At 44.3% G+C, this 11,955-nt stretch carries 10 protein-coding genes; 5 read left to right on the top strand and 5 right to left on the bottom strand.

Annotated elements, in window-relative coordinates; all coding sequences use genetic code 11:
• Positions 1 to 32 precede the first annotated feature (32 nt).
• Positions 33 to 1,379, bottom strand: a complete 1,347-nt coding sequence (locus tag F6K63_RS05245) for an RNA-guided endonuclease InsQ/TnpB family protein (RefSeq protein ID WP_502708279.1) — start codon at positions 1,377 to 1,379, stop codon at positions 33 to 35.
• Between the two features lie 397 nt (positions 1,380 to 1,776).
• Here F6K63_RS05245 and F6K63_RS05240 point away from each other — a divergent pair, with 397 nt between their 5' ends.
• Positions 1,777 to 2,361, top strand: a complete 585-nt coding sequence (locus F6K63_RS05240; RefSeq protein WP_008187984.1) for an Npun_F5749 family FMN-dependent PPOX-type flavoprotein — start codon at positions 1,777 to 1,779, stop codon at positions 2,359 to 2,361.
• Between the two features lie 131 nt (positions 2,362 to 2,492).
• On the opposite strand, the gene cysE is transcribed toward F6K63_RS05240, so the two are convergent.
• The gene (gene cysE / locus F6K63_RS05235) at positions 2,493 to 3,257 is read right to left on the bottom strand and encodes a serine O-acetyltransferase (RefSeq protein ID WP_008187983.1); all 765 of its coding nucleotides are present in this window, start codon (positions 3,255 to 3,257) and stop codon (positions 2,493 to 2,495) included.
• Positions 3,258 to 3,373: 116 nt separating this feature from the next.
• Complete coding sequence (locus F6K63_RS05230) at positions 3,374 to 3,841, bottom strand: hypothetical protein (protein ID WP_287253652.1); 468 nt, start codon at positions 3,839 to 3,841, stop codon at positions 3,374 to 3,376.
• Positions 3,842 to 4,410: 569 nt separating this feature from the next.
• Between F6K63_RS05230 and F6K63_RS05225 the strand changes: the two genes are divergently transcribed.
• Positions 4,411 to 4,770 carry a rhodanese-like domain-containing protein gene (locus F6K63_RS05225; RefSeq protein ID WP_287311114.1) on the top strand — a complete coding sequence of 120 codons (360 nt, stop codon included), beginning with the start codon at positions 4,411 to 4,413 and terminating at the stop codon, positions 4,768 to 4,770.
• A 361-nt stretch (positions 4,771 to 5,131) separates the two neighbouring features.
• Positions 5,132 to 6,223, top strand: coding sequence for a heat-inducible transcriptional repressor HrcA (gene hrcA, locus F6K63_RS05220; RefSeq protein WP_287311112.1), 1,092 nt, complete (start codon positions 5,132 to 5,134; stop codon positions 6,221 to 6,223).
• A 226-nt stretch (positions 6,224 to 6,449) separates the two neighbouring features.
• Here hrcA and F6K63_RS05215 read toward each other — a convergent pair whose 3' ends face one another.
• Positions 6,450 to 6,671 carry a hypothetical protein gene (locus tag F6K63_RS05215; RefSeq protein ID WP_287311110.1) on the bottom strand — a complete coding sequence of 74 codons (222 nt, stop codon included), beginning with the start codon at positions 6,669 to 6,671 and terminating at the stop codon, positions 6,450 to 6,452.
• A gap of 280 nt (positions 6,672 to 6,951) precedes the next feature.
• Between F6K63_RS05215 and F6K63_RS05210 the strand changes: the two genes are divergently transcribed.
• A complete protein-coding gene (locus F6K63_RS05210) occupies positions 6,952 to 7,515 on the top strand; it encodes a ribbon-helix-helix protein, CopG family (protein ID WP_287311108.1) in 564 nt (187 codons plus the stop codon).
• A gap of 174 nt (positions 7,516 to 7,689) precedes the next feature.
• Complete coding sequence (locus tag F6K63_RS05205) at positions 7,690 to 8,148, top strand: DUF29 domain-containing protein (protein ID WP_008187971.1); 459 nt, start codon at positions 7,690 to 7,692, stop codon at positions 8,146 to 8,148.
• A 507-nt stretch (positions 8,149 to 8,655) separates the two neighbouring features.
• Here F6K63_RS05205 and carB read toward each other — a convergent pair.
• Positions 8,656 to 11,913 (bottom strand): carbamoyl-phosphate synthase large subunit, encoded by a 3,258-nt coding sequence (gene carB, locus F6K63_RS05200; RefSeq protein WP_008187969.1) that lies wholly within the window; start codon positions 11,911 to 11,913, stop codon positions 8,656 to 8,658.
• Between the last annotated feature and the right edge of the window lie 42 nt (positions 11,914 to 11,955).

Raw genomic sequence — 11,955 nt, 5'->3', positions numbered from 1 at the left:
CTCCTCAAGGATGGGGTTTTCACCCATATCCGTTAGATAGTTAGGATTTTTGAGGTTTTAACCCTCGCGAATCCCCCAACCCATACCCTTTCAGTTTCTGAAAGCTCCTGGTTGGAACGAACCGCACGATAAGTTCCCGTGTGCCCCACGGTACCCAAGGCTCTGCTTAGGATATTTTTAGCAGCATTGTGTTCGCGAAGCGGTTCCGAAGGAACATCACGAGCCAGCCGACACCCGCATTTACAGGCATGGGTTCTAGTCGATAAAGATTTCTTGACCACTTCACCACAGCTGGAACAATTTTGGCTTGTGTAGGCTGGATTAACTGCGACAGTTATCCGACCAAACTTTTGGCCGAAATACTCTAACCACTCTCGAAATTGGTACCAACCTGCATCGTTAATAGACTTAGCTAAACAGTGGTTTTTAACCAGGTTTTTAACTCTTAAATCTTGCCTTCGGCACGCTGCGCGAACGTAGGCGACCAGGTCGTTAGACCGGATTACGCAGCGCGCCGGAGACGAAACCTTAGATAGTGGAGCCTTTATGGGTGTTCGGCTTTGCATAAAAGGGTTAAATCTTTTGTAATAAGGCTCCACTATCTTACGGTAACTTCTAACCAGTCTCTTGGCGTGCTCTTCACGTTGTCTACTTATTTTAAGGTGTGTCCTACCTAGTCTATTAATTGCTTTTTTACGGTTAGCAGAGCCTTTCTTTTTTCGAGAAACTCGACGTTGATAAAATATAGCGCGCTTTTCACCTTTTTTGTAAAACCTGGGATTAGGTTCAGAGTATCCGTCAGAGTCGGTATAAAATTCCTTCAAGCCTAGGTCCAATCCAACAGTAAAGCCAGTGGCTTCTAATTGTTCTGAATTGTCTACTTTGACGCAAAAATGGACATAGTAACCATCGGCTTTTTGGACAATCCGAACTCGCTTGATTAATTTTTGTTCGAATCTCCACAAGTCCCATGTACCCTTGAGCTTGACTTTTCCGATCCCCTTCTTGTCGGTGAATTTTATGGACTTATTATCTGGGGATAACTTCCATCCAGATTGCTTATACTCGACTGACCTAGAATGTTTCTTGAAACGAGGATAACCCTTCTTTCCAGGAATTTTCTTTTTGCAGTTATCGAAGAAACGTTTGATAGCACGTTCTACGTTCTCAACAGAGGCTTGGCAAGCATGACTATTGAGGTCTTTAACAAATTCAAACTCTTCCCTTAGTTGAGTGTTGTATCGATAGAGTTCTTTCTTCCCTGTTCCACGATTGTCCATCCAATACCGAAGTACCTTGTTACGGACAAAACGAGCCGTTCTAATGGCTTCATTTATTGCCAACTTTTGAGGCTCTTTAAGGACAGCCTTGAATTCCATAACCAACACTTAAAATCACCTCCTTGGTATTGATGCATTGCTTTCTATTATAGTCGATATCTTAGGACGAAAATTTTCGGGCAGTTAGGGAATAAATTCCTGTTCGGGCTAACCCCATGGTTTGAAGTTACCGTAAGGAGAGTGGAGCCTTAATCAATAAGTTTTAACCTTTTTATGCATAGCCTGCCAACCATAAAGGCTCCACTCTCCTAAGGTTTCGTCTCCGGGATAGAATCCAGGGGCTTGCGCCCTCAGGGTCTTTGGTCAGCCAACTTGGGGCTTGCTTCCATCCTGAGCTTGAAACTACCCTACATTTAGGTGCGACCCGTGGCGAATTTAATAATTAGATGCGGAAAGCTCACCTTTCCGCTATTTTATGGGCTATGTCTAAAAAAAAATGCCTATTGCTGTTTGGCGATCGCCCCTAGCTCGCGCAATCCATCACAATCGCAGCCTACCTTATGCTCGTTACTTTCAACTGGCAACCGTTGACCCCAAGGGCTATCCTGCTAACCGCACCGTAGTTTTTCGGGGTTTTTTGGACAACTCCAACCAACTCAAAGTTATTACCGATACCCGTAGCCAGAAAATTCACGACATTAATCATCATCCCTGGGGAGAAGTTTGTTGGTACTTTCCCAACACTCGCGAACAATTTCGTTTAGCAGGCCAGTTGACCCTGATCACTGCTGATTATCCTGACGAAGGACTTCAACAAGTCCGCCAGCAGACTTGGCAAAATCTTTCCGATGCAGCTCGCTTACAATTTGCGTGGCCTGACCCTGGTGTTGCTAGAGTACCAGATAAACAAGCCTTTTCCCCACCACCACCTGCCCTAGATCAGCCTTTGCCAAATTTTTGCCTATTATTGCTCGAACCAGTCAAGGTTGATCACCTAAGGTTGCAGGGTTTCCCCCAAAACCGATGGCTTTACTACCAAGACAGTTCTGGGGAGTGGTTTCAAAAAGCTGTTAATCCTTAGCTTCGGGGTCACACCAAAATGGGTGTGGTTAAAATATTCTATTGTGTTACTAATCCGATTCCCTGTCTAGAGCCAACAGGAACGACAGGTAAAACCTTCAACCTTTAACCTGCTAACATTTGACAACTAGCTCAAATCCCATAACTATCTAAACACTGCCGAATTTCTTTATCCTGGAGATCACAACATGGGGCTTTAGCCCCCTTCTCTGGAGCATCTGGTGTTGAAGAGTGATCAGACATCATTGATGCCATTGAAGATCTTTGCTGAGTTAACTCTTGTAGCTGTTGTTCGAGAGACTCAATCCGGTCTACTAACGCTCGAATTACTTTGGCTTCTGAGTCAGGCAAGCTACCATGTTCAAGGGGATTGACTCGTACACCGGAACGATAGACAATCCGACCTGGTATACCGACCACAGTACAATCGGAAGGAACATCTCGCAAGACCACTGACCCAGCACCAATGCGGACATTATTACCAATTTGGATATTCCCTAGCACCTTAGCACCAGCTCCCACCACCGCATTTTCTCCTAGAGTAGGGTGGCGCTTCCCACTTTCCTTTCCTGTACCGCCGAGGGTAACACCTTGATAGATTAGACAGTAGTCTCCCACAATGGCGGTTTCTCCAATCACCACACCCATACCGTGGTCGATAAACACACCATGACCAATTTTGGCACCCGGATGAATTTCAATACCTGTAACAAATCGGGATAACTGACTGAGCAGTCGAGGAATGAATGGAATCCCAATCCCATGTAACCAGTGACAGCAGCGATGGAACAGCAGAGCCTGTAAGCCGGGGTAGCAGAACAAAACCTCAAGCCAGTTCCGAGCAGCTGGGTCACGCTCAAAGATAATACGGAAGTCAGCAATCAGGGCAGATAGCACTAGGGGTCACCATAATTAACGCTTGAACAAATTACTAACTAGTTTACCTTGTCTTGATGGAATAGCGAGTGGGGGTTTCCCCCAAGACCGCGCTACCTCGCTGCATCGCTTTTTGGTTACTCAACAGCCGTCAGGGTGTAATCCCACCGTTGTCCTCCCTCAAAGGCACCAACCCAGATTTGGTATGTGCCAGCTGGCCAATTTTGTGCAGTTATGCTGGCATCTTTTTTGGAACCTGTATCATCCCCACAAAGGATTTGATTGTTGGGAAACTGAATCAGTAAAGTGGTATCCTTTCCCTCTGTGTTGACCCCTATAGTTAAACTGGGTAAATCTGCCTCCAAAACCATCAGGTGATCTGGAGTAGGGTCTCCAAAACCAATACAGGGATCATTGTTGCGATCGCTATTTGCCATCGATGACAACGAGTAAGCACCACCGGTGTGACCACTGACTTCTCCCTGACTTGGGGAAAAACCCGGTGATAAGTTTAAAGAAGCAAAATTCGCTGTCTGAGATAAAACGGGCATAGAACAGAGGGCTACTATTAAAGCTATGACTCCTCTAACACCTTGTCGCACCATTGCAAAACCCTCCTAAGACTAGTTGTTACTATTTCCTCCCTATTTGAGTAGCAGTAAACTATTAGAAATTACAGTACTTACTTATATTTTCCTATAAACCTCTGTTGTTCGATAGCAACACCTGTGACACTCTGCTATCTGCCACATTAATTATTATTTGATACCTTTGGCGTTAATTTATTCCTTAGCAATTAGCTATCAGCTATCAGCTAATGCGCACGCTACTTGAGGTGCTATCAGCTATCAGCTATCAGCTATCAGCTATCAGCTATCAGACAATGCCTGAATACTTAGATGGACAAATGCCCAAACTTTCAATTTTGTAAAATCTCGAACTATTAAATTATCGTGTTCGATGTTTATTTTATAAATGATAGCTGAGGGCTGACAGCTGATGTTAATCCTGATATTAACTACTTTAAATATTGCTACATATTAATCAGCCACCATAGCTGATCACCCCATCATCTGCTCATTATATTTAGGGTGAATAAATAAAATTGCGATTACTAGAGGTAGAATAAAGGTCAAAACTACGAAAACAAGCGCGTTACAGCTATTTACGTCCTATGGTCGCTCAATCGTTTGATCAACCTCTTCTTGAAATCAGTGTTGAACAACTGGCAAGGCAGATGGCAGATTCCCCGGAGCAGTTACAGCTTATTGATGTCCGAGAACGGCAAGAAGTTGCGATCGCTTCTATAGAAGGGTTTGAAATTCTGCCTTTGAGTGAATTTGCTCAGTGGTCTGGGGAAATCTCTACTCGCTTTGACCCCACAGCTGAAACCATGGTCATGTGCCATCATGGTATGCGCTCGGCTCAGATGTGTCAGTGGTTAATCAGTCAGGGGTTCACGAATGTCAAGAATGTAGCTGGGGGTATTGACGCATACTCAATCATAGTTGATCATAGCATTCCTCGTTACTAATTGCAGCTCACTACTAACTACTGCTATGAGTAGATTCTGCTATCTTAGAACAAATGTTCTTACAGCAAATATTTTTAGATAAAATGTATTAATAACCAACTTAATCCTTGGGTGAGCAGACGCTGCCATAGCTATGGATAAATCCCAGATACTTCCAAGTTTCACCAAAACCAACCCTGATTTTTGGTGATTGATTGGGATATCTAATTATCAGCCCTACTGTTTTGGACTAAAGCAGGCTTAACTAGACCCAGCTTTTAGGCAACATTCCATTATTAGTATGTTTGATCACCTTAATGGTAACTCCTCCCTCTAATTTAGACTTTTTTCCCTTTCAAATTAAGTTCAGCTTTGGTTCAAAATGTCTCGCCAACAACTAAGTTTAACAACTCGGCAACAACATATTCTCTGGGCGACTATTCGTCACTATATTGCCACGGCGGAACCGGTTGGTTCTAAAGCCTTGGTTCAAGAATATGACCTGAGTGTTAGTCCAGCCACGATTCGCTCTTGCATGAGTATGTTGGAAAAAGTTGGACTACTATATCAACCCCACACCTCTGCAGGTAGGGTTCCTTCTGATTCAGGTTATCGAACCTATGTTGACCAGCTGATTCAACCGTCAGAAACCTTGAGTCAGTATGTTGAAAATTTACTGGCAGAGAAGTTGAACTGGGAGGAAGCTAAGTTTGAGGTATTGCTAAGGGATGCTGCTCAAATTCTGGCAACAGTCAGTGGATATATTGCTTTAATTACTTTCCCTGACAATCGCACTACTCGCCTGCGCCATCTACAGTTGATGCACCTAGAGCTAGGACAGGTGATGTTGATTATAGTTACGGATAGTTATGAGACTCAGTCGGTATTGATGAATCTGCCCCACTCAGAGGATGATAAGACCGTTGATGAGTCGATTGTGGAGCGGGAGTTAAAAATATTATCTAACTTTTTGAATAGTAAGCTGCGAGGGCGAACTCTCACGGAATTGGAGAAATTAGATTGGAGTGAATTAGACCGAGAATTTGTCCGCTATGCGGATTTTTTAAGCAATTTATTAACTGAGTTGACCCGTCGCACTGTAGTACCTAAGTCCAGCCCGATTATGATTCGTGGCATCTCAGAGGTGTTGCGTCAACCAGAATTTGCGGAAATAGACCAGACTCTAGACTTGCTCCATCTGTTGGAAGAGGAACAGGAGCAATTGTGGTCAGTAATCTTTAAAGTACCGGAAGAGTTGGAATTTAAGTCTCGTGTGAAAATTAGGATTGGTGCCGAGAATTCCTTGGAACCGATGCGTGGCTGTACCTTGGTATCTGCTAACTATCAGCAAGACCAAGTCCCAGTGGGAAGTGTCGGAATTATTGGACCAACTCGCATGATTTATGAAAATGCGATCGCATTAGTGGAAGCAGCGGCGGATTATCTAACGGAAGCCTTGAGTCAACCAGCGTAAAGGGAAGTGTTACCGTAACGGCAAGACCTTGATCGGAAATGCTCCATCAAGCTCTTTGTCCAAATTATTCTAATTACTATACTTAACCGGACTTGAACAATTTCTAAGCCCCAACTCAGTTGCGTCCCTAAAACAGAGAGCATTGATCACCATAGGTAGAGATGCACCCGAATCGACCCATTCCCCTTGCCACTGGGTGGGCAAGTCACAGATTTCCGTAGCTTCTTCAGAGTTTAGGAGCTCGATATCCAGGAAGGTCCGTCTCTTTCCTGGTTGTCTCAGCAGAAGACTCACTATGATCCCAGGTTTTGTTGATAATATCCTGGATTTGACTGTTTAAATCTAAATCTTGCCAAATCCCAATCGCAGCGTTAGCTCCGACCACAATTGTGCTTATAACTGCTATCGGAGTTCTCGCTTTTCTGAAAAAGTCTCTTAGACGCTTCATATCAGTATGTTTAATGATGTACATCTTTTGTATATCACATGTATATCATATTTTACCACTAGGAGACTGGTTGACGTGGGGGATATTTTTTGAAAAATAGCCTAAATACCTAGATTGACAGGGTTATAGGAACCAGATCATAGTAATTTCTGATCACACTAGCCTCCAAAAAAGCTATAATACGTATATCACTAGCCTCCAAAAAAGCTATAATACGTATATCATTAGCCTCCAAAAAAGCTATAATACGTATATCACTAGTTAATGTCAATAAATTGTTATGTCTAGGAAACTAGTTAGCTTCAGACTATCTGAAGACCTAGCACAAGCCCTCAAAGAGCGCGCTGAGGAGAAGGGCATTTCAGTTACAGAGTTAATCAACAGACTCCTAAGACAGGGTTTGGAAATCGATGACTCAAATGCTATTGATTTCGCAGCCACAGTAGAGAATCAACCGAATCAATCTATGTCAAAAGAGCATAACATAATAAACATAGACCAGAGGAATTCTTTTATCGGTTTTGGTTACGCGAGAATAGTTAATAATAGCAAAATAGTTAATGATCAGTACTACCATGCTATAGCCCAAAAACAAAATTTGGCAGAGGCAGCAGCAGAGATTCAGCAACTCCTAAACCAACTCTCACAAACCAACCCAACCACAACCGAAATTCAAAAATTAACAGTTGTCGCTGAGGCTGCTGAAGAAATCAAGAGTAATCCGACCCTGAAACCTAAAGTGATAAATGCCTTGAAAGCTGGAGAAATTGAATCCTTCAAAGAAGCTATAGACCACCCGCTGGTGAATATTTTGATGGCAATGATTGAGGGCTGGACAGATTGATAGTGTAAGGTTGATAAAGGTTTATAATGGATAAGATTTTTCCAGCTAGTCGTATTTTAATTCGAGTTGTAAACATACTAATTTAGGCAAGAGGCAAGAGGCAAAAGGCAAGAGAGAATAAAATATATAGGTATTTTGGGTAATGTAAAAAACTGTAATAACTTTTTAAAATGTATGGATAAACCTTCCCTATACCAGCAAGACTTTTATGCTTGGACTCAGCAGCAGGCCCAAGCACTGAAGCATAAGCAATTTTCTAAGCTTGATTGGCAGCATCTGGAGGAAGAAATTCAAGCATTGGGAAGACAGGAATATCGGGAATTGGTAAGTCGCCTTTGCGTTCTTCTTGGTCATCTGCTCAAGTGGCAGTATCAGCCAGAGAATCGTAGCCGCAGTTGGTTTTTGAGTATTAGAGAGCAACGTCGGGCTATTAAACGGCATTTACGGCAAAATCCCAGCTTAAAGTCTCGGCGGTCAGAAGCAATGATCGATGCCTATGAAGCAGGTCTTGATTTGGCTTTGCGGGAAACTAATTTACCAATACGAACGTTTCCAGAAGCTTGTCTTTATTCCTTTGAAGAGGTGATTGAGGAGAGTTTTTTGTGTGATACTAGCCAAGATTGGGAAAATTAGCTTGTTGGTTGAGTCAACAACGTTTGAGCCACATTACTTATGCTTTTCAGGCAAAAGGCAAAAGGCAAAAGGCAAAAGGCAAAAGGCAAAAGGCAAAAGGCAATAATAAAGAGGGTTTCAGGCAGGGCTGTTTCATTCTAAATTGCAATATTTTATGCATTGATGAGGATAAGTCTTTTCAGCCTTCGAGCATTCAGGTATGTGATGGCTGAAAGCATTTAAACTCGTTACCTAGATCCAGAATGAAATAACCCTGGGTTTCAGGAGAACGGTAGTGATAAGCATGTAGTGATTTGGCTAATGTCTGATCAAAGTAACGGAAGCTAAAATCACTACTTGTATACCACTACCTCCTATGAGAGCAAAACCGTAAGCTGTTCGCGTAGCGTGCGCGTAGCGCTTAAGCTGATAGCTGTTCGCGTAGCGTGCGCGTAGCGCTTAAGCTGATAGCTGTTCGCGTAGCGTGCGCGTAGCGCTTAAGCTAATAGCTGATAGCTTACACAAAAGCTAATTCGTGATATAATCCTGTAGAGCTTTTACTCCCAGTGGTTGCGACTGTAGTGAACGAATTGCTGCTGCTGTGGCTTTAGCACTAGCAATTGTAGTTACAATCGGAATCTTATAGCCTAATGCTGTGCGACGAATTAACCGCCCATCGGCATAGGCATCTTCTCCAGAAGGGGTATTAATAATTAGCTGAATCTTTTGATTCTTAATCCAATCCAAGACATGGGGACGTCCTTCATGGAGTTTTAACACCAACTCCACATCCAGTCCATGCTCTTGCAGCACTTTGCGAGTCCCATCCGTTGCCACTAGCTCGAATCCCAACTCGATTAAGTCTTTCGCCACTGGTACCACATTTAGCTTATCTCGGTGATTGGTGGAAACGAACACTGTGCCAGACAGGGGTAAACGCTGACCAGCTGCTAATTCTGCTTTGGCAAATGCCTTGCCAAAATCTGTGTCAATCCCCATTACTTCCCCAGTAGAACGCATTTCTGGTCCGAGGAGGGTGTCTGTACCAGGAAATTTCTCAAAGGGCAATACCGCTTCTTTGACTGCAATGTGCTTAGGGCTAGCTTCTTCAGTTAACCCAAGGGATTCCAAGGTCTCACGGGACATAACCCGAGATGCTAACCCCGCCAGGGGTACCCCTGTTGCCTTGGAAACATAGGGAATTGTTCGGGATGCTCTGGGATTGGCTTCGAGAATGTAAACGGTTTCCCCCTGCACCGCAAATTGAATATTCATCAACCCCACCACCTTCAAAGCTTTGGCCAGCTGGTAAGTCCAAGTGCGCATAGTTTCCAAAGCAACGGGTGTTAGAGAGGTGTGGGGTAAAGAACAAGCGGAGTCCCCGGAGTGAATCCCTGCCTGTTCGATGTGTTCCATGATGCCACCAATCACTACCCGACCAGTATGATCTGCGATCGCATCCACATCTACCTCTACTGCATTCTCTAAAAACTTATCAATCAGAATTGGATGCTCTGGTTCCACCTGCACCGCAAACTTCATGTAGCGTTTCAAATCCTCATCGGAATAGACAATTTCCATAGCCCGTCCCCCCAACACATAAGACGGACGCACCACCACTGGATAACTAATCCGCTTGGCCACCTCTAGTGCTTCCCCATAACTGCGAGCAATTCCATTGGGTGGCTGCTTAATATCTAACTTCCGCAAAATCTTCTCAAACCGCTCCCGATCCTCAGCTACGTCGATTGAGTCGGGAGAGGTTCCCCAAATTTGGGTTACCAGTTGTTGGTTGCCAACCTTCAACCTGCTAACCTTCAAGGCTTCTTGCAACGGCACTGCTAACTTAAGCGGTGTCTGTCCCCCAAACTGAACAATAATCCCTTCCGGATTTTCCGCCTCAATAATATTGAGTACATCCTCTTTGGTCAGGGGCTCAAAATATAAGCGATCGCTTGTATCATAATCTGTAGAAACTGTCTCTGGGTTGGAGTTGACCATGATTGTCTCAAACCCCTGCTTACTCAGAGCATAAGATGCATGACAACAGCAATAGTCAAACTCAATTCCCTGACCAATCCGGTTTGGTCCCCCACCTAAAATCATCACCTTCCGCTGATCCGAAGGTATTACTTCCGACTCTTCTTCATAAGTGGAGTAATAATAAGGTGTAAATGCCTCAAACTCTGCTGCACAGGTATCTACTAGCTTATATGCTGGTACTACTCCTAGATGCTTACGGTATTGACGCACCTGATCTTCCGAGGTCTTGGTAGCAAAAGCAATTTGGCGATCGCTAAATCCCTGACGTTTGACTGCCCATAACTGTTCTTTGTTCAAGGTTTCCAATGGCGTACGTTTGAGGAATTTTGACGTTTCCAGCAATTCCAGCAACTTATCCAAAAACCAGGGGTCAATTCCTGTGAGTTCCTGTACTTCTTCTCGGGTCATCCCTAGCATCAAACCATGACCCACCGTGAAGATACGTTCTGGATTCGGGGTTCGTAAACCATAGCGCACTTGTTCGAGAGATGGCAGCTTCTCTTTGCGATCGCATCCCCACCCGAACCGTCCAGTTTCCAGGGAGCGCAACGCTTTCTGAAACGATTCTAGAAACGTCCGTCCAATCGCCATTGCTTCTCCCACTGACTTCATTTGAGTAGTAAGGATTGGTTTACTACCGGGAAACTTCTCAAAGGCAAAGCGGGGTACCTTAGTTACCACATAGTCAATAGTTGGTTCAAAGGAAGCAGGAGTTTGTTTAGTAATATCGTTGGGAATTTCATCGAGGGTATATCCCACGGCTAATTTAGCAGCAAACTTAGCAATCGGGAACCCTGTTGCTTTCGAGGCTAGGGCAGAACTGCGGGAAACCCGAGGATTCATCTCAATTACAATGACCTGGCCATTGATGGGATTCACAGCAAACTGAATATTTGACCCCCCGGTTTCAACCCCAATCTCCCGAATAATTTTAATCGAGTAATCCCGCAACCGTTGGTATTCCTTATCCGTCAGGGTTTGAGCGGGAGCAACAGTAATCGAATCCCCAGTATGAATCCCCATCGGGTCAACATTTTCAATGGAGCAGATAATTACTACATTATCTGCCAAATCTCGCATCACCTCTAACTCATACTCCTTCCAGCCCAACAAAGACTGTTCCACCAGGATTTGAGACACTGGCGAAGCATCCAAACCCCCCTGAGCCATTGTTTCGTATTCTTCTTTGTTATAGGCAATGCCACCACCACTACCCCCCAGGGTAAAAGCCGGGCGAATAATCAGCGGGTAAGAGCCGATTTTTTGTGCGATCGCTTTAGCCTCTTTGAGATTATTCGCAATTCCCGAAGGACAGACCCCTACCCCAATCCTTTCCATTGCTTCCTTGAACAACAGGCGGTCTTCAGCCTTTTCTATCGCCTCTAGCTTTGCCCCAATTAGCTCCACTCCATGCTTTTCCAAAACCCCATTCTTAGCTAGGTCAACCGCAATATTCAGAGCCGTCTGACCCCCCATTGTTGGTAGTAAAGCACATGGTTGTTCTTTTTCGATCACCTTCTCGACGATTTCTGGAGTTAGGGGCTCGATGTAGGTACGGTCAGCCGTTTCTGGGTCAGTCATGATACTAGCTGGATTAGAGTTTACCAGTACCACTTCATAACCTTCTTCCCGGAGTGCCTTACAAGCCTGAGTCCCGGAATAGTCAAACTCACAGGCTTGTCCAATCACAATCGGACCAGAACCGAGGAGCAAGATTTTGTGAATATCGTCGCGGCGGGGCATAGTGGTTGCTCTGTGGTGAGATGAAAGTTATTAGATCCTGAC

It is taken from the genome of Moorena sp. SIO1G6 (genome assembly GCF_010672795.1).
Taxonomy (GTDB): domain Bacteria; phylum Cyanobacteriota; class Cyanobacteriia; order Cyanobacteriales; family Coleofasciculaceae; genus Moorena; species Moorena producens.
Note: the sequence above shows the minus strand (reverse complement) of the source record. Positions and strands in the feature narration are given on the sequence as shown.